The sequence below is a fragment of the Planktotalea sp. genome, from assembly GCF_018607995.1.
Lineage (GTDB): Bacteria > Pseudomonadota > Alphaproteobacteria > Rhodobacterales > Rhodobacteraceae > Planktotalea.
Window position 1 is genome coordinate 132,074 of the sequence record NZ_JABBAL010000023.1, and the last position, 16,455, is coordinate 148,528.

The following is a 16,455-nucleotide window of genomic DNA, read 5'->3' on the forward strand; positions in this document are numbered from 1 at the left end:
ACGCGATGACAACCGACACAATGGCAAGCTGCCAGATCATCCGCTACAATGGACACTGGAGCGAAGCGAGCGATTACGTAGCCCTCACCTATGATGATCGATTTTTGCGCCGTAAAGTGCTGGCCACAGCCAAAGGAAGTCAGGTTTTGGTGGATCTGAGCAAGGCGACCTCGCTGAACCACGGGGATGCGCTGGAACTAGACACCGGCGCGCTGATTGAGGTGCGTGCTGCACAAGAAGATCTGTTTGAAGTCACGGGCGGTGATCTAACACGGCTGGCTTGGCACATTGGCAACCGGCATACGCCCTGCCAGATTGAGGACGGCATGCTGCGGATCCGGCGCAATCATGTGATGCAGGACATGCTGCACAAGCTGGGTGCAACCGTCAACGCGGTCACAGCCCCCTTCACCCCCGAAGGCGGAGCTTATGGGCACGGGCGGACCCATGGCCACAGCCACTGAAACCCTGACCCTCACGCAGTGGTTCTCGCCCGGCTTTCCCGTCGGAGCTTTTGCTTATTCGCATGGGCTGGAATGGGCGATCGAGAGCGGCGATGTGCACGATCCCGTCTCGACTCAGGGCTGGATCGCTCAAATTTTGGCCCATGGCGCGGGCTGGAATGACACGCTGTTGCTGGCCGCAAGTTACCGCGCGCCGGATAAGGCGGCGCTGCAAGAGGTGGACGCTATTGCTCGCGCCTTGGCGGCCTCCAAAGAGCGCCTTAGGGAGACCGACCTGCAAGGCGCAGCGTTTTGCAAAGTGGTGTCTGACCTTTCTGGGATCCCTCTGGGCGGCCTATGCTATCCCGTCGCCGTTGGCTGGGCCGCGCAGCGCGCAGCGCTCCCCTTGGAGTTGACAGCCCAGATGTATCTGCAGAGCTTCCTGAGCAATCTTGCTGCTGTCTCCATGCGGCTGGTTCCTTTGGGGCAAACCGCAGGGCAGGCGCTGATCCGCGATCTAACGCCGCGCTGCATTGACCTTGTTGATGCAGCGCTGCCATGTGATTTGGATGATCTGACCTCAACCACCTTTCTGGCCGATGTCGCAGCAATGAAACACGAAACGCAATATGCGAGGATATTCCGCACATGACCAAATTGAACGGCCCCTTGCGCATTGGTATCGGCGGCCCGGTTGGTGCCGGGAAAACCACCCTGACAGCGGCATTGTGCGAAGCTTTGCGCGATCACTTTTCCGTCGGGGTGATCACCAACGACATCTATACTCAAGAGGACGCCGAAGAGCTGATGCGCCAGCAGGTCTTGCCACTCGATCGGATCATTGGCGTGGAAACCGGCGGCTGTCCGCATACGGCGATCCGCGAGGATGCGTCGATTAATTTAGCGGCGGTAGCAGAAATGCAGGAGCGCCATCCAGACGTCGAGGTTGTTCTGATCGAGAGCGGGGGTGACAACCTGTCTGCTACGTTTAGTCCTGAACTCGCGGATATGACGCTTTATGTGATTGATGTTGCAGCGGGCGAAGAAATTCCACGCAAAGGTGGGCCAGCCATTACGAAATCGGATGTCCTGATTATAAACAAAACGGACCTCGCCCCCTATGTGGGCGCTTCTTTGGACGTTATGGAGCGCGACGCAAAACGCATGCGCGCGGCGCGGCCCTTTGTGTTCGCCAATTTGCGGGCCCGAAAAGGTGTGGCAAACATCGTTGCACAGATAAGCGAGATCGGCGGACTTCACCACTCACCCAAAGGCAAGAAAAGCTAGAGTTGGCTTGCATCTCTTCGCTCAATAGAACGCCGTTTTGAAGCTGATCGATTTTGTGCTCCGCGCATCGCCGATGTCGTGAAATCCGCTGGTATGCTGAACGCTTATCTCAGCACATACAAAAATTCTGCACCATCGATGTTAGTGATGCAAAAGCCGATTTGTCCGCCACCTGTAAATTGACGTTCGATTTTTCGCCCCAACATAGAGGAATGACCACTATACCAACCGCCACGCAGCGCTACCTTTCGAGCTTTCGCAGCGTCCTTTTATGCTGCGAAAACACACAGCACAAAAAACGAATTCAGCGTTCGGGCTCAAAACCAACATCCCCCAAAACAAAAAAAGGCCCCGCAGGATCACTCCCGCGGGGCCTTCTCAATTTCTGTAGCTTCAAAGCTTAGTCGTCAGATTTCAGAGCTGCACCAAGGATATCACCCAAGGACGCGCCGGAGTCAGAGGAGCCATACTGCTCAACTGCTTCCTTCTCTTCTGCGATCTCACGCGCTTTCACGGAGACACCCAAGCGGCGTGTCTTCGCGTCCACGTTTGTGATGCGCACGTCAACCTTGTCACCGACAGAGAAACGCTCTGGGCGCTGCTCTGCACGGTCACGGGAGAGGTCAGAACGACGGATGAAGGATTTCATGCCTTCATACTCAACCTCAACACCGCCCTCTTCGATGGCTGTCACTGTGACAGTCACGATGGAACCGCGCTTTACGCCGCCAACCGCTTCAGCGAACTTGTCGCCGCCAAGCGCTTTAACGGAGAGCGAGATACGCTCTTTCTCAACGTCGACTTCAGAAACAACCGCCTGAACGATGTCGTTCTTGTGGTAGCTCTGAATGGCTTCTTCGCCGCGCTCGTCCCAAGATAGGTCGGAGAGGTGAACCATGCCGTCGATGTCGCCCTCGAGGCCAATGAACAAACCGAACTCGGTGATGTTCTTGACTTCGCCTTCAACCTCAGTGCCCTCAGGGAACTGCTCTGCAAAGACTTCCCATGGGTTGCGCTGTGTCTGCTTGAGACCCAAGGAAACTCGACGTTTTGTGCCGTCGATTTCCAGAACCATGACCTCGACTTCCTGAGACGTAGACACGATCTTGCCCGGGTGTACGTTCTTTTTTGTCCAGGACATTTCAGACACGTGTACGAGACCTTCAACACCTGCCTCTAGCTCAACGAATGCGCCGTAATCAGTGATGTTGGTGACACGACCTGTGTGCGTGGACTCGAGTGGGTACTTGCCAGCAACCAAATCCCATGGATCTTCTTGCAACTGCTTCATGCCCAAGGAGATGCGGTGCGTCTCTTTGTTGATCTTGATGACCTGAACCTTGACCGTCTCGCCGATTGTCAAAATCTCGGAGGGGTGGTTCACACGGCGCCATGCCATGTCTGTCACGTGAAGCAGGCCGTCTACGCCGCCAAGATCGACAAATGCGCCGTACTCGGTGATGTTCTTAACAACGCCGTCAACTGCTTGACCTTCTGTGAGGTTGCCGATGACTTCTGCACGCTGCTCTGCGCGGGACTCTTCAAGGATTGCACGACGCGATACAACGATGTTGCCACGACGACGGTCCATTTTCAAAATCTGGAACGGCTGCTTGAGACCCATCAATGGGCCCGCGTCACGCACAGGGCGCACGTCAACCTGAGAACCTGGCAAGAACGCAACCGCGCCGCCAAGATCAACCGTAAAGCCGCCTTTAACGCGACCAAAGATTGCGCCTTCAACGCGCTCTTCGTCTGCGTATGCTTTTTCCAGACGATCCCAAGCTTCCTCACGGCGCGCCATCTCACGAGAGATAACCGCTTCGCCGCGGGAGTTCTCTGCGGAGCGCAGGAACACTTCAACTTCGTCGCCAACAGCGATTTCAGGAGCTTCACCAGGGTTTGCGAATTCTTTGATGTCGACGCGGCCTTCCATCTTGTAGCCTACGTCGATAATGGCTTGGCCCGCTTCGATTGCGATGATCTTACCTTTGACAACTGTCCCTTCATCGGGTGTGTCCATTTCGAAGCTTTCGGTTAAGAGTGCTTCAAACTCGTCCATTAGATTAGCCATGTGGCGTTTCATATCCTTTTAACGTGTTATACTGGCCGTGCGGTTGTCTCCGCCGGTCTTTGGGTTGCTTTGGTCGAGGCGAGTTTGCAAACGAGAAAGAGGGCCGGAGGTCCCGACCCTACTCAACTCGTGGCGCAGGTAAAGTGATTCACCGCTCCGACGCTCGCGCGTATAGAGAGGAATCGCATGTGGGGCAAGGCTTGTGGTGTTTTGGAACGGGTGTTCTTCGCACTTTATCGCCGCCAAATCCTAACGAAATCAAAACTGATCGCCTCCATCCAAAAAATTGCCAGCCCAGTCGCGCGGCCTGGCGATAGCCCGAAACATGAATGTGCTATTCAGGTTGGGTTTTGGCTGTCGTGCTTAATCACTTTAAATCAAGAATATTCAGTGCAGCGAGAAAACGGAAAAACTAGCAAACTAGAAAGCGCATTGATGCTATTGTCGACCAGCTTTCTGGTTGTAAGATTCTTGAAACCAACATTGTTTCACACCCTTCAAAGAAAAACAGCGAGTATCCAAACCTAATAACTAGCCCATTTGACTTTGGGCTTCGTGCATGTCGCCCAAAGGTAATAATTGACCATAGAACGGATGCTGTTCGGCATTTGACAGACCCAGCAGCGACCTATCATTTGTTTCCTTGCAAACATTTCATTTACGGTGGGAACGCTCGGACATCTGAAATTGTTTCGGAAACAATTTGCGCATTGCAACTTGGACCCGCAGGGCCACGGGCAGGCGTTTCTAACGTCACAAATAGAACCACCCTTCCGCACACAACAACCTAAGCGCATAAAACACAGACCACCAAAAACCTCCCAGGGTCTGGCCTTGCGCTAGTCACCGCGCGCTCAGCTAACCACTCTTTAGGAAATAAAAAGCATTCTCCTCCTAGGTTAACCACTGAAATCAGGATCACAGACGCGCTTAACAGCGAGCGCATTCGATCTTGCGCAAGACGACGGGGTCAACAGCCCCCGGAGCGAGCAAGCGGATGAAACACCCCGAGACCTTCCAACGATCCGCTTCATGGCGGCCGCCATTTTTAGAATCACATCAAAGACCAAAGCGGCAGGGAACTTGCTCCAGCCGCCGAATGGCGTGCTTAGGGTTTATTCAACCCCAACACGCCCAACCCACAAATCCGCTTCATAATCAGCACCGTAGGCCGCCAATCCGATGCTCTTCACATCCTCAGGCGACACAATCGCAGGCAGAACAGAAGTCGAGCGTTCAAACGCAGAAAGCTCCAAACGCACCTCGGACCATGCAGACCCAGCCACAAAAGACGCTTTGTAGTTATGCCACGGCAAACGCGCTTGGCGAGTGCGTAGGAACACCGTGTAGCGCTCGCCATTCCCGCGCACCTTGAGCACCAAGGCCCAAACATCCGCGTTCAGCCCGTCCTCAAACTCACGCCGCACTTGAATGAAACCACCATTGTTGTCAGTGCTCACCTGCCCCGTAAGATGCAGGCCGTCCGCCCCAATCTGCGCTTGCCCGGACGATACCCCGCCCATCACATTGTCGCCAATATAGCGCCACCGCTCCCCCGCTCCTGCGTCAAAACGCTCAATCATTGTCGCAGGCTCCGCCAGTGCAGCGCTCGCGCAAAGCATCATCGTGCATATCCAAACTCGCATATATAAGCCTCTTTGTTTCTCCTTAGCTGGTGCGCCCGACACCCAAGGCAAGTGCGGTGCGCACAATACCATTTGCACAGCAAGCACATACCAGAGTACCCACAACGACAATTCACTTGACTGACGGAAACGGCGCGTGCTTTCAAAGACCCTCAAATCCCTCGACAATATCCGTTTCGGGAAAACCGATCTTCAAATGCAAATGAAAGCCCGCGCGTTTAACCGTCGCGTCGGCACGCCCGCGCCCTCTGACTCGCCCTTGGTGATCTTTGCGATGCCTTTGGTGTCGCGCAGGCGCAGTGAAGATTGGGACCGCGTACAAGCCAATCTCGCTACTACGCTGTCCTCGTTCATGGCGCAAAGTGATCCCAACTGGACCGTCTACATCTGCGGCCAGGATCGCCCGGCGCTACCCGATGACGACCGGGTCCATTTCATAGAGACCAACATCAGCGATAAGTTCTACGACAAGGGTGATAAGCGGCGCGCATTGATCAGCCACATTGCGGATGATCTCAAACGCGACGGCTATTACATGCAGTTCGATGCGGACGATATATTGCACCCCATGTTTGTAGCGCATGTGCTGACGGACAACAACGGACGCGGCTATTTAATCGACACTGGCCACTTCATCGCACTTGCTGAACAAAGGGTCGTGGCGCTTGATAACTTCAACGCGTTTTGCGGATCTTGCGCAGCTGTCTATGTCGATTTTCGCACACATAAGAACTACAAGAAGTTCTTATCGCAACACCGTTCACACACGCAAATCGCCGCCTATTGCACGCTCTATGAACGCCCTTTGTCCGCGATTCCTTTTAAAGCCGCGCTCTATTTAACGGGGCATGGCGAAAATATGTACGGACGGCGCGGCCTCTTGTCGGACCGCACCAAAACCTTGGTTGAAGTTGCGCTAAGCGAGGACGATGCCAAAGCAACGCTCAAGGAATTTGGAGTGTCATGGGCTGATTTGGTGTAAACACGCGCTGCAAGATGGCACACAAGAGAGGTCCGCCAGATGACATTCCAAGACGCAACATTGCAGCTGCCCACATGGGTGCAACTCTGGCTCAATGTCCTCCTGCTCGGCGCATTTATCCTACCTTTCGCCTTTTTCATTTGGAAGTAAATCCGCATCTCCGCAGTGCTGACCTTGCTCGCAAGTGGCATCGCCTCGTTCAGCATATTCACCATGTATTACAATCTCGGCATGGTCCGCTTGCTTGGCCTACCTCATGTAATCTTGTGGACGCCACTGGCGATTCATCTGTTCACGCTCTCTCGCAAGGCGGAGATTCCTCAGATCACAGTCTGGACATTGCGCATAGTCTACGCCATTGCCATCACCTCAATGATCTTCGATTATTGGGATGTGATCTGTTACATCTTAGGCGACCGTGCGTCGCTCATCTAAGCTTTGCGCGCCTCAATGGCGGAAATTGCTCTTGCGACGGCCGCCTCAATGCTCAGCTCAGATGTATCAATCAAAACCGCGTCTGAGGCAGGCTTCAAAGGGGCCTCTGCACGGTTCATGTCCCGCTTGTCGCGCGCCCGAACATCTGCCAGAACCTGCCCGGGAGTGCTTGGATCGCCCTTCGCAGAAAGCTCTAGATAGCGGCGCTCCGCGCGCACCTCGGCAGAAGCTGTGACAAACAATTTCACCGCAGCGTCCGGGCAAATCACCGTACCAATGTCACGCCCGTCTAGAACAGCACCACCCGCACGCGCTGCGAACGCACGTTGAAAATCAACCAAAGCAGCACGCACTTCTGGGATCACCGCGACTTTGCTTGCGGCCTGTGCAACTTCAGGGGTGCGCAAATCAGTGTCATCCAGATCTTGTGCTATCAGTCCTTGGACAGCCTCAATCGGCTCCACCCCAAGCAGCGTTTTGGCAGCAACCGCGCGGTACAACAGACCCGTATCAAGATGCGCGAAGCCAGAATGAGCCGCAACCGCCTTGGACAACGTTCCCTTGCCTGCCGCCGCAGGTCCGTCAATGGCAATGGTAAAACCCGTCATCCGCGTTTCCTCGATGCTATAAATGCTGAGAAAAGACAAAGCGCGAAAATCGCGTATTTTGCAAGCGTGACCCAAGGCACCTCGCTCACCTCAGCAGTGAGCGTCGCAAGATCCAAATTTTCCTTGATCGCAAGCCCCATGCGGATGGCAAGCATCATGTCCTCGCCAAAATCAAGCGCCATAAAGATCAAGCGCCATAAAGAGTGCTGCAATCGCAACTCCCCAGAACCGCCAGCCAACGGCGCTGCGCATCATATGCACCAGCATGACCCAAAGGCCGAAGAGCGTGATGAACAGGAAATCAATTGACGGCAGGACCGTTTTATAAAGACGATCCAGCCCCTTTTTCCGCAACACATCGCCCACTTCAACGAGCACACTATCAGGATATGACCCAAACGTGGCCTGCGGAAGAAATGCTACATACGGCGCAATTTTCAATTGCAAGATCGCGACCATCAACAAGAACAGCAACAGCACTTCGGCACCTAAATCCCTCAGCAATGCTAGCGGGTTCTTCATGCGTTACGCCGTGTAATCTTTGCCCCAAGTTTTGCCATTAGCGGCTCAAAAATTGGGAAGGACGTGGCGATAGGGCCAGCATCATCAACGCGAACAGGTTTGATCGCGCTCATGCCGAGCACCAGAAAGGACATAGCAATGCGGTGATCCAGATGACTCGCACATTCCGCGCCGCCTTGCACATTGCCCATGCCGCGCCCCTGCACGATCCACCAATCAGAACCGTCCTCGACTTCAACACCGTTCGCACGCAAGCCAACTGCCATCGCTTCAATGCGATCGCTTTCTTTCACACGCAACTCTTTGACACCGCGCATAACGGTCGGACCACTCGCATTGGCGGCGACAACAGACAGCACGGGATATTCATCAATCATCGAGGCGGCCCGCGCCGCCGGCACTTCGATGCCTTTCATGTCAGGCGAATAGCGCGCGCGCAGATCCGCCATCGGCTCGCCACCCTCGATCCGCTCGTTCTCGTAAGATAGATCAGCGCCCATTTCGCGCAGAGTCTCAAATAGTCCAGCGCGCGTGGGGTTCAGGCCAATGTTGGGCACCAGAACGTCAGAGCCTTTTGTGATCAAAGCCGCACACACAGGAAACGCGGCAGAGCTGGGATCGCGCGGCACCGTGATCACTTGCGGCACCAACTCTGGCTGGCCAGTCAAAGTGATCACGTGACCCTCGTCCGTGTCTTCAACCTTCAATTCCGCGCCAAACCCTTGCAACATGCGTTCGGTGTGATCGCGGGTCGCTTCTTTCTCGATGACCACGGTTTGGCCCGGAGCATTAAGCCCTGCCAACAGCACCGCAGACTTAACCTGCGCTGATGGGACAGGCGTCGTGTAGTGCACGGGAACAAGCTCCTTCGCACCAACAATCGTCATGGGTAAACGCCCCCCGTCACGGCCAACAGCCCGAGCGCCAAACAGCGCCAAAGGATCGGTGACCCGCGCCATCGGACGGCTGTTCAAACTCGCGTCCCCCGTGAAAGTCGCAGTGATATCAGTTGTCGCCATCGCGCCCATAATCAAACGCACACCTGTGCCGGAGTTGCCGCAATCGATCACGCTTTCCGGCTCAGCAAAACCGCCAACACCGACGCCGTGCACGGACCATTCGCCGCCGCCATGATCGGTGACCTCTGCCCCGAACGCACGCATCGCGCGGCCTGTGTCGAGCACGTCTTCACCCTCAAGAAGACCCGTGATTCGCGTCTCACCCACCGCCATCGCACCCAAAATAAGTGCGCGGTGGGAGATCGATTTATCCCCAGGCACATCCGCACAGCCAATCAGCGGTCCGCACTTAGAAGAGGACATCGGAACAGGAGTGCCATGAGACGACATGCGCAAGACTTTCGTTAGAGGTCAGGTTCAGCCCGCGTGATACCCCAAGCACATTCGCCCGTCCATGAGCCGCGTCTTCATCTTGCCAAATAAACTCATAATCCGACGCAGACGCCACGCGCTACTATCAAGTCTCGCGAACAAAAGTCAGATAATGCGGCGTGCGACCTTCGCGAAGCGCTTTTTGCTCGTAACGCGTGGATACCCAATCGCTCCACGGCTCTTTCCAATCCGCGGCACTTTCAGCGGTCCATTCAAACCCTGCGCGCGGCACCTCTTCTAAGGTTTGGCGCACATAATCCTCAATATCCGTAGCGACGCGCAATTCAGCACCAATCACCATTACTTTGGCGAGGGCTTGTAGATGTTCTTGCGTCACAAAACGTCTGCGATGATGACGTTTCTTTGGCCAAGGGTCGGGGTAATTCAGGAACACTTTGGACACGCAGACATCAGGCAAAACATCAAATAAATTCCGCACATCACCTGCATGAACCCGCAGGTTGGGCGCATCAGCCTCGCGAATTTTGCCTAGCAACATCGCAACACCGTTGATATAGGGTTCCGCACCGATCAGCCCAACATCAGGATTTTGCACGGCTTGATGGATCAAATGTTCCCCACCGCCAAAGCCGATTTCCAGCCACAAAGGCTTGTCTCCAAACAACCCCTCAAGGTCAAGATTGACACGATTGGGATTTTCTTCCCATCCAACCGCACCGGGTGACAGCTTCGCCAAATCCTCTTCAAGATAAGCCTGCTGGCTATCTCGCAAGTTGTGACCTTTGAAGCGGCCGTAAAAATTGCGCCAAGGCGCGCCGGAAGGATGTTTTCTATCAGTCATGGCGCGCCTGTTAGCCCGCGCGTGCGATCTTGTCGAGCATTTGCGCCAAACCTTTTGGATCCGCAAAGAAGGGCGAATGAGAGGTTTGCATCTCGTATCGATCCTCGGGGGCAAATCTGGCTGCCATGTCGCTTTGATATTCAGGCGGTATCGTTTGATCATTGGCGCATCGTATGTAGGACTTCGCTGTGCGCGCATAGTTTTCGCCAAGCTCTAAAGCAGTGGCTTGTGGCAAAATCGCTTGCGGCACAATCCGCGCCTTGGCGTAGGCAACCGCTTCGTCAGGACAATCATGATAAAACGTCTTACGTGCTTTCTCAGGGATCGGTGCCCAGCTTAGCCCATCTGCGCTTTTCTCGATGGCATCGAGCAAAGGCTGGCGCGGTGACTCTTTGCGCATGTCGATTAGGGACATTCCCGACACAGGCGCATAGGAACACAGATGGATCAATCGCACGATTTTTCGTGGGGCTTTTTCCGCTGCTGCCGCGATAGGAAAGCCCGCCATAGAATGGCCTGCAAGCACTACGGGCGTGTCAATCGCGTCGAGAATGGCATCGCGATACAAATCCAACGTCACCTCGGCAATCGGGGTTTTGTCGTCGCCATGCGACGGCAGATCAAGCGCGCGGGCGGTGTGGCCAAGCCCAATCAATTCAGGCAAAACATCGCGCCAGCACCACGCCCCGTGGCACGACCCATGGATCAATAGAAATTCAGCCATGCGTGCCGTGACCGATGCTATCCATAAACCGAATAAGGTGCTGCGCGTAGAGATTGGGTTGCTCGACGCAGGGCAAATGACCAGCCTTACGGATCAATTCAAACCCCGCACCGGGGATCAGCCCCATCAACTCGCGCACCATGTCCGGCGGAGTGGAGCCATCTTCAGACCCTGCAATCCCCAAAGCAGGCAAGCGCAAACCAGAGGTTGGCGTCATCATATCCGTCCCCGAAATCGCGGCCATGCAGGCGTTGAACCCGGTCGCAGGCTGGCGCGTTAACATGTTGCGCCACAACTGTAGCTCTGGCAAGGCGTGGAAAGCTTTGGAAAACCAGCGATCCATCGTCGCATCCGCCAGCGCTTCAATGCCGCCACCATTCACCGCGTCGATACGTCCGTTCCACATGTCAGCGTTGCCGATCTTTGCACCCGTGTTGGACAAAACGATACCTCGGACCAGGTCCAGCCGTTTGACCGCAAGACCCTGTGCAATCATGCCACCCATAGACAGCCCGATAAAGACCGCGTCATTCGCGCCAACATGATCCATCAACCTTTCCGTATCAGTGATCAGCGCCCCCATGCCAAATGGCCCGTCGGGACAGGCGGACAAGCCATGACCGCGCGTGTCATACCGAATGTAGCGCAGCCCGTCTTTTGGCAGTCTCTCCAACACCGGATCCCAGAGCCGCAAATCCGTTCCAAGTGAGTTTGAAAAGACCACGGGCGCGCCATTCGGATCACCATCCTCGCGCCAATGCAAAAGCGTATCACCCGTGTCGAAAATATTCACCGATGCCCTCCAGACCGATCAGCAAACGCAAGATGCACCATGATCTGACCATGATCAGACGCTAGTTTATTGTACGGCGCATCCTCGTGACTGCCATCAGTCAAATGATCGTTAAGCACGCTAAAATACTCCATCTCGGCCAAGGTTCCGCCCGCGTCCGGCACGAAATGGCGCGAGAGACAGATTTGATCAATGCTCTCGTAAACGTCACCAAAGGCCGATGTGTATACCATATCACGCAGCGACTTTTTCACAAAAAGCTTTTTAACAGAGTGGAGGCGCACGGCACTTATCGCCTCTTAAATCGTCTCATTTTCATCTTTGGAATAACGATCATTTGAGGCCTTAACATTGTGGCGCAGCAGCCAAGAATAGCTCTTGAACGGCTTTTCAGCCGCAATAATCTCGCTGCTCATCGCGTGTTCACTATCGTTGAAATCAACCATGACGATCACTGGATGCGCTGCCTTGAGCTCAACAATAATTTCGCAGCGCAGCACCCATGCTTCTGCCATACGCCGGAGCGCCGCGCCCAGCGCGCGGCCAACAGCATCATAGTTTGCGAGATCAGACTCTGGTGCAAACTCCGCACCCTCTGGACGGACAAACTTGCCAAGCGTGTTCTTCTATCGTGTAGCTTTGGAAGGCGTAATATTCCTGTTAAGAACCAATCAGGTTTTTGACGTTGAAATTGACGACGGTTGCACGTGTCATTTGCACTTACTCCAAAGTTGCCAAAGCGCGTTCGAACACGGCCTTGTCCACATTCCCACCCGAGGCGGTTACGATTACGGTATCTGAGATTAGGTGATCGCCGTGAAACAGCGCACTGGCCAAAGCCACAGCGCCGCCCGGTTCAATCACAACCCGCAAACGCTCATAGGCAAGTGCCATCGCGCGAAGGCAATCCTCTTCGCTGACAACAATCCCCGCCCCGCAGAGACGGTGCATGATCGGAAAGGTCAAATTGCCCGGTTGCGGCGTGATAATCGCATCGCAGATCGAGCCTGTCATCGCATCGTTGCGCTGGATTACGCCCGCGCTCAACGATCGCGCCACATCGTCAAAGCCTTCCGGCTCTGCAGGACGCACTTTGAAATCTGGCGCATCAGCTTCAAGCGCCATGGCGATACCAGAGGTTAGACCGCCACCACCGCAACAGGTGATTACTTCGCCCTCTGTGATGCCTTCTTCCGCCACTTGTTCAGAAATTTCCAACCCGCAAGTGCCCTGCCCCGCAATGACGAGCGGATCATCAAAGGGCTTCACCAAGGTCAATCCTCGTTCCAACGAAAGGGTCACACCAATGACATCGCGATCCTCTGTAGCGCGATCATAAAGCACCACCTCTGCGCCCAGAGCGCGCGTGTTATCAATCTTCACACGCGGCGCATCAGCGGGCATGATAATCACGGAGCTGGTCCCATGCATTTTTGCAGCCAACGCCACACCCTGCGCGTGATTGCCACTGGAAAACGCGATGACGCCCTTGGCGCGTTGCTCTGGCACCATCGCCGACAAAGCAGACCAACCGCCCCGAAATTTAAAGCTGCCAGTGTGCTGCAAACATTCAGCTTTGAGGAGCACGCGCCGACCAGCGATCTCGTCCAGAAATGACGAGGACAACAGTGGCGTGCGGCGCACAACCCCTTGCCCGCGCACAAAAGCAGCCCTGATCATGTCTATGTTCATCGCATTTTTGCGATCCACGCTTGCAACAGGGCCACTGCCTCTGGCTCATCAAGAAACGGCACATGCGCGCGATCCGCGATCACCGCCCCCGTCGCCTTTGGTATACGTTTGAGCATGTCCTCATAGCAGGCTTGCGTCAGCAGGTCCGAATTGGCCCCACGCAGGATCGCAAGTGGCAGATCACTCAGCGCCTCATACCAGGGCCAAAGATCTGGCACGGCCGCATGGCTCGTCGCCTCCACAGCGTCGCGCAGTTTAGGATCATAGCTAAGATCTAAGCCATCCGGCGTTTGCACGAAGAACTTACCAACCTCTTCCATCCAACGCGTCATAGACACGTTTGGGAACATGTCGCGCATGACATGCGCACGCGCGCTTGCCGCGTCTTCCAGCGTGTTGGCCTTTGGCTTGATGCCAAGATACCCCATGATCACGTCAATTCCGTTGGGATCAAGCTCCGGCCCAATATCATTCAACGCCACCCCGATAAGCCGCGTCTTCAGCGTCGCCGCAAGTACCATTGCGATGAGACCACCGCGTGAGGTCCCAAGGATCGCCGCCTTGTACAGCCCAAGATGATCGAGTAACTCCATCGCATCCTGCGCCTCGCGCATGATGTTGTAGGTTGTGAAATCTGTCGCCCAATCCGACTTGCCGCGCCCGCGATAATCCAGCCGGATAACTTGGCAACCTTCAAGATGTGGCAGCACATATTCAAAGTCGCGACGGTCACGCGTGAGGCCCGACAGGCAAAGCAAAGGCAAGCCGAACCCTTCGATCTCATAGAACAAGGACAGGCCATCAGACGTATTAAAACGAGGCATCAGGAACCAGCGAGTTGTGGAATATTGGTGAGATCGCTCAAGACATGCTGCGGCTCTGCGAAAAGGCGATCCATAGGTTCGCCCACGCGGTTGACCCAGACTGTTTGGAAGCCGAACCCGCTTGCCGCGGCAGCGTCCCACCCGTTTGAGGACACGAAGAGCACCTCGTCTTTCGTACACTCAAATCGATCCAGCACCATTTGATAAACCTGCGCGTCTGGCTTGAAAACGCTCACATTTTCGACCGACAGAACCGCGTCGAGATAGGTTTCGATCCCCGCAGAGCCAACGGCCCCGTCAAGCATATCAGGTGCACCGTTGGACAAGATCGCCGTTTGCAGACCCGCCGCCTTGAGCTGCGCCAACATCATTGGCACTTCCTTATAGGCCCGCAATTCCCAATAAAGCGCGAGCAAGCGTTCGCGCAGTTCCAGATCACCGTCCAGACCAGTCTTTTCCAAAGCCCAATCCAGCCCGTCTTGCGTGACGCTCCAGAAATCTGTGTGATTGCCCGAGACCGCGCGCAGCCAAGTATATTGCAACTGCTTTTGGCGCCAGAACTCCGCAAGCTCACCCGCTTTTGCAGCCAATGCTTCGCGGCCTTCTTCGCCCGCTGCAATGCGCGCAGCCGCGCCCACATCGAACAGAGTGCCATAGGCATCGAATACACAGATCTTGATGGTCATATCTTGCTCCCTCGTTTCGCGACACCATGGCGCGCGCGCCTCAGCGGGGCAAGGGGCGGCAACCTAGATTTTCAGCAAAACCGCGCCGCTTCGCCCTGCGGTCATGACACGTTCATGCGCAAGGGCCGCATCTTCCAGTGGCATGATCTCGTGGATCGCGGGAGTCAGCGCACCTTTTGACAACGCCGCGTGCAGTTTTTCAATCGCAGCCACACGGGGGGCGGAATCGAGGATATAAACCAGAACGATATCAATCGTGATCGCTTTGAACAGGAACGGGCCAAACGGCAAAGTCGGGGCCATATCCAGTTGGGAGCCATAAGCCGCAATCGTGCCATTTGCGCAAACGACCTCGGCAAGCAAGGGCGCGTTTGCTCCGAACTCTACCTCAACCGCGCGATCGACGCCTTTGCCATGCGTCAGCGACATTATTTGTGCCGCCAAATCCGGTGCGCGGTAGTCGAGCACATGGTCGGCACCAACATCTGTGACCCGCTCAAACGCGCTTGGAGACGCAGTCGCGATCACCCGCGCCCCGCCCCATTTGGCAAGCTGCAACGCGTTATGACCGACCGCGCCAGCACCACCGGAGATGAGCAAGGTTTGACCGGCGATATCGCCACCACCAAAGACCGTATGTGCCGCAGTTAACCCCGGAATGCCCAAGGTCGCGCCCGCTTCTAGCGAGGCACCTTCAGGTAGTGCGACCGCCTGTTCAGACGGAACGCAGATCGCTTCTGCCGCTGTGCCAAAGGCGCGTTGCCATTGACCATTCCAAATCCATACGCGCGCGCCAATACGCGCAGGATCAACACCCGCACCCACTGCATCAATCACGCCTGCGCCATCAGAATGAGGCACAACCAGATCAAACGGAGGTTTCAAAACACCCGGGCGCGTGCCGCTGCGTGCTTTGGCATCGGACGGATTTACCCCAGAAAACGCAAGCTTGACGCGCACTTCGCCAGCCGCAGGTTCCGGCATCGCAATAACATGCAAAGCCAATACCTCGTCCGCAATACCAAACTCAGAATAGCCAATCGCGCGCATTTAACGGGCGGTCTTACGTAAACGTATCACCACATCGACTTTAGCGATCTCCATGCCCTCTGGAGCATCAGGCAAAGCCGCAATCACCAGATCTTCGGCAACAGCATCGGTCAAACGCCCATCATCTTCCCAGTAGAAATGCGGATGATCGTGTATGTTGGTGTCAAAGTAGCTTTTGGAGCCATCAACCGTGACTTCCTGCACCAGTCCCACATCGCAGAACGCGCGCAATGTGTTGTAAACTGTCGCAAGCGACACGCTCTCACCGCGCCCATGCGCTGCCGCAAACAGGCTTTCTGCTGTGACGTGGCGATTTTTGCCGTCCCCCACTAACAGATCGGCCAAGGCCAAACGCTGGCGAGTCGGACGCAATCCGCCATCCGCAAGCCACTCGGCAGCGCGGTTTTCTGGCTGGCTCAAAACATTTGTCATGGGGCGTCCTACTGATAGCTCCCCACTCTATATGCTATTTGGCGCGCCATTTTCAATCGCCTCC

The 16,455-nt window shown here is 55.4% G+C and carries 20 protein-coding genes and 1 pseudogene; 6 read left to right on the forward strand and 15 right to left on the reverse strand.

The features are described from left to right. The first annotated feature begins 5 nt into the window (after positions 1-5). The 3 genes from QZ280_RS09105 to ureG are packed head-to-tail and all read left to right on the forward strand — an operon-like array spanning position 6 to position 1,730. The gene (locus QZ280_RS09105) at positions 6-464 is read left to right on the forward strand and encodes an urease accessory protein UreE (RefSeq protein ID WP_293442938.1); all 459 of its coding nucleotides are present in this window, start codon (positions 6-8) and stop codon (positions 462-464) included. Then, positions 448-1,095 carry an urease accessory UreF family protein gene (locus QZ280_RS09110; RefSeq protein WP_293442941.1) on the forward strand — a complete coding sequence of 216 codons (648 nt, stop codon included), beginning with the start codon at positions 448-450 and terminating at the stop codon, positions 1,093-1,095. Before QZ280_RS09105 ends, QZ280_RS09110 begins: the two co-directional genes overlap by 17 nt. Then, complete coding sequence (gene ureG / locus QZ280_RS09115) at positions 1,092-1,730, forward strand: urease accessory protein UreG (RefSeq protein WP_293442944.1); 639 nt, start codon at positions 1,092-1,094, stop codon at positions 1,728-1,730. Before QZ280_RS09110 ends, ureG begins: the two co-directional genes overlap by 4 nt. Before the next feature lie 400 nt (positions 1,731-2,130). Here the strand turns inward: ureG and rpsA are convergent, their stop codons facing one another. Continuing rightward, positions 2,131-3,804: a 30S ribosomal protein S1 gene (rpsA, locus tag QZ280_RS09120; RefSeq protein ID WP_293442947.1), complete on the reverse strand. Its 1,674-nt coding sequence runs from the start codon at positions 3,802-3,804 to the stop codon at positions 2,131-2,133. Between the two features lie 186 nt (positions 3,805-3,990). On the opposite strand from rpsA, the gene QZ280_RS09125 reads away from it, so the two are divergent. Continuing rightward, positions 3,991-4,332: a hypothetical protein gene (locus QZ280_RS09125; protein ID WP_293442950.1), complete on the forward strand. Its 342-nt coding sequence runs from the start codon at positions 3,991-3,993 to the stop codon at positions 4,330-4,332. 587 nt (positions 4,333-4,919) lie between these two features. On the opposite strand, the gene QZ280_RS09130 is transcribed toward QZ280_RS09125, so the two are convergent. Further along, a complete protein-coding gene (locus tag QZ280_RS09130) occupies positions 4,920-5,450 on the reverse strand; it encodes a CIA30 family protein (RefSeq protein ID WP_293442953.1) in 531 nt (176 codons plus the stop codon). A gap of 136 nt (positions 5,451-5,586) precedes the next feature. Here QZ280_RS09130 and QZ280_RS09135 point away from each other — a divergent pair, with 136 nt between their 5' ends. Both QZ280_RS09135 and QZ280_RS09140 read left to right on the forward strand, forming a co-directional pair. After that, positions 5,587-6,432 carry a glycosyltransferase family 2 protein gene (locus QZ280_RS09135; protein ID WP_293442955.1) on the forward strand — a complete coding sequence of 282 codons (846 nt, stop codon included), beginning with the start codon at positions 5,587-5,589 and terminating at the stop codon, positions 6,430-6,432. 213 nt (positions 6,433-6,645) lie between these two features. Next, positions 6,646-6,867: a hypothetical protein gene (locus tag QZ280_RS09140; protein ID WP_293442958.1), complete on the forward strand. Its 222-nt coding sequence runs from the start codon at positions 6,646-6,648 to the stop codon at positions 6,865-6,867. On the opposite strand, the gene QZ280_RS09145 is transcribed toward QZ280_RS09140, so the two are convergent. From QZ280_RS09145 to irrA, 13 genes and pseudogenes are all read right to left on the reverse strand, one after another. Further along, the gene (locus QZ280_RS09145; RefSeq protein WP_293442961.1) at positions 6,864-7,475 is read right to left on the reverse strand and encodes a d(CMP) kinase; all 612 of its coding nucleotides are present in this window, start codon (positions 7,473-7,475) and stop codon (positions 6,864-6,866) included. The two genes, QZ280_RS09140 and QZ280_RS09145, sit on opposite strands and share 4 nt — an antisense overlap. Continuing rightward, a complete protein-coding gene (locus QZ280_RS09150) occupies positions 7,472-7,657 on the reverse strand; it encodes a hypothetical protein (protein ID WP_293442964.1) in 186 nt (61 codons plus the stop codon). Before QZ280_RS09150 ends, QZ280_RS09145 begins: the two co-directional genes overlap by 4 nt. Further along, on the reverse strand, positions 7,647-7,997 hold the full coding sequence (locus tag QZ280_RS09155; protein ID WP_293442966.1) for a hypothetical protein: 351 nt from the start codon (positions 7,995-7,997) through the stop codon (positions 7,647-7,649). Before QZ280_RS09155 ends, QZ280_RS09150 begins: the two co-directional genes overlap by 11 nt. Continuing rightward, a complete protein-coding gene (gene aroA, locus QZ280_RS09160; RefSeq protein ID WP_293442969.1) occupies positions 7,994-9,346 on the reverse strand; it encodes a 3-phosphoshikimate 1-carboxyvinyltransferase in 1,353 nt (450 codons plus the stop codon). Before aroA ends, QZ280_RS09155 begins: the two co-directional genes overlap by 4 nt. Positions 9,347-9,473: 127 nt before the next feature. Continuing rightward, positions 9,474-10,190 (reverse strand): tRNA (guanosine(46)-N7)-methyltransferase TrmB, encoded by a 717-nt coding sequence (gene trmB / locus QZ280_RS09165; protein ID WP_293442972.1) that lies wholly within the window; start codon positions 10,188-10,190, stop codon positions 9,474-9,476. Positions 10,191-10,200: 10 nt separating this feature from the next. Further along, positions 10,201-10,914 (reverse strand): alpha/beta fold hydrolase, encoded by a 714-nt coding sequence (locus QZ280_RS09170; protein WP_293442975.1) that lies wholly within the window; start codon positions 10,912-10,914, stop codon positions 10,201-10,203. After that, a complete protein-coding gene (gene pcaD / locus QZ280_RS09175; RefSeq protein WP_293442977.1) occupies positions 10,907-11,707 on the reverse strand; it encodes a 3-oxoadipate enol-lactonase in 801 nt (266 codons plus the stop codon). The genes QZ280_RS09170 and pcaD overlap by 8 nt, the downstream gene beginning before the upstream one ends. Then, a pseudogene (locus QZ280_RS09180) lies at positions 11,704-12,333 on the reverse strand (alpha-1,4 polygalactosaminidase); the annotation flags it as partial. The pseudogene QZ280_RS09180 and the gene pcaD, both read right to left, overlap by 4 nt. Positions 12,334-12,427: 94 nt before the next feature. After that, a complete protein-coding gene (locus QZ280_RS09185) occupies positions 12,428-13,399 on the reverse strand; it encodes a threonine/serine dehydratase (protein WP_293442980.1) in 972 nt (323 codons plus the stop codon). Further along, positions 13,396-14,223, reverse strand: a complete 828-nt coding sequence (locus QZ280_RS09190; RefSeq protein ID WP_293442983.1) for an alpha/beta hydrolase — start codon at positions 14,221-14,223, stop codon at positions 13,396-13,398. The genes QZ280_RS09185 and QZ280_RS09190 overlap by 4 nt, the downstream gene beginning before the upstream one ends. After that, positions 14,223-14,909 (reverse strand): haloacid dehalogenase type II, encoded by a 687-nt coding sequence (locus tag QZ280_RS09195; RefSeq protein ID WP_293442986.1) that lies wholly within the window; start codon positions 14,907-14,909, stop codon positions 14,223-14,225. The genes QZ280_RS09190 and QZ280_RS09195 overlap by 1 nt, the downstream gene beginning before the upstream one ends. A 63-nt stretch (positions 14,910-14,972) precedes the next feature. Continuing rightward, a complete protein-coding gene (locus tag QZ280_RS09200; RefSeq protein WP_293442989.1) occupies positions 14,973-15,959 on the reverse strand; it encodes an NADPH:quinone reductase in 987 nt (328 codons plus the stop codon). Further along, the gene (irrA, locus tag QZ280_RS09205) at positions 15,960-16,391 is read right to left on the reverse strand and encodes an iron response transcriptional regulator IrrA (RefSeq protein WP_293442992.1); all 432 of its coding nucleotides are present in this window, start codon (positions 16,389-16,391) and stop codon (positions 15,960-15,962) included. Positions 16,392-16,455: the final 64 nt, after the last annotated feature.

Excerpts from the sequence above, each read along its gene's own strand:
- QZ280_RS09105 (WP_293442938.1), top strand. The coding sequence starts at position 6 with ATGACAACCGACACAATGGCAAGCTGCCAGATCATCCGCTACAATGGA.
- QZ280_RS09110 (WP_293442941.1), top strand. The coding sequence starts at position 448 with ATGGCCACAGCCACTGAAACCCTGACCCTCACGCAGTGGTTCTCGCCC.
- ureG (WP_293442944.1), top strand. The coding sequence starts at position 1,092 with ATGACCAAATTGAACGGCCCCTTGCGCATTGGTATCGGCGGCCCGGTT.
- rpsA (WP_293442947.1), bottom strand. The coding sequence starts at position 3,804 with ATGGCTAATCTAATGGACGAGTTTGAAGCACTCTTAACCGAAAGCTTC.
- QZ280_RS09125 (WP_293442950.1), top strand. The coding sequence starts at position 3,991 with ATGTGGGGCAAGGCTTGTGGTGTTTTGGAACGGGTGTTCTTCGCACTT.
- QZ280_RS09130 (WP_293442953.1), bottom strand. The coding sequence starts at position 5,450 with ATGCGAGTTTGGATATGCACGATGATGCTTTGCGCGAGCGCTGCACTG.
- QZ280_RS09140 (WP_293442958.1), top strand. The coding sequence starts at position 6,646 with ATGTATTACAATCTCGGCATGGTCCGCTTGCTTGGCCTACCTCATGTA.
- QZ280_RS09145 (WP_293442961.1), bottom strand. The coding sequence starts at position 7,475 with ATGACGGGTTTTACCATTGCCATTGACGGACCTGCGGCGGCAGGCAAG.
- QZ280_RS09150 (WP_293442964.1), bottom strand. The coding sequence starts at position 7,657 with ATGGCGCTTGATTTTGGCGAGGACATGATGCTTGCCATCCGCATGGGG.
- QZ280_RS09155 (WP_293442966.1), bottom strand. The coding sequence starts at position 7,997 with ATGAAGAACCCGCTAGCATTGCTGAGGGATTTAGGTGCCGAAGTGCTG.
- aroA (WP_293442969.1), bottom strand. The coding sequence starts at position 9,346 with ATGTCGTCTCATGGCACTCCTGTTCCGATGTCCTCTTCTAAGTGCGGA.
- trmB (WP_293442972.1), bottom strand. The coding sequence starts at position 10,190 with ATGACTGATAGAAAACATCCTTCCGGCGCGCCTTGGCGCAATTTTTAC.
- QZ280_RS09170 (WP_293442975.1), bottom strand. The coding sequence starts at position 10,914 with ATGGCTGAATTTCTATTGATCCATGGGTCGTGCCACGGGGCGTGGTGC.
- QZ280_RS09185 (WP_293442980.1), bottom strand. The coding sequence starts at position 13,399 with ATGAACATAGACATGATCAGGGCTGCTTTTGTGCGCGGGCAAGGGGTT.
- QZ280_RS09190 (WP_293442983.1), bottom strand. The coding sequence starts at position 14,223 with ATGCCTCGTTTTAATACGTCTGATGGCCTGTCCTTGTTCTATGAGATC.
- QZ280_RS09195 (WP_293442986.1), bottom strand. The coding sequence starts at position 14,909 with ATGACCATCAAGATCTGTGTATTCGATGCCTATGGCACTCTGTTCGAT.
- QZ280_RS09200 (WP_293442989.1), bottom strand. The coding sequence starts at position 15,959 with ATGCGCGCGATTGGCTATTCTGAGTTTGGTATTGCGGACGAGGTATTG.
- irrA (WP_293442992.1), bottom strand. The coding sequence starts at position 16,391 with ATGACAAATGTTTTGAGCCAGCCAGAAAACCGCGCTGCCGAGTGGCTT.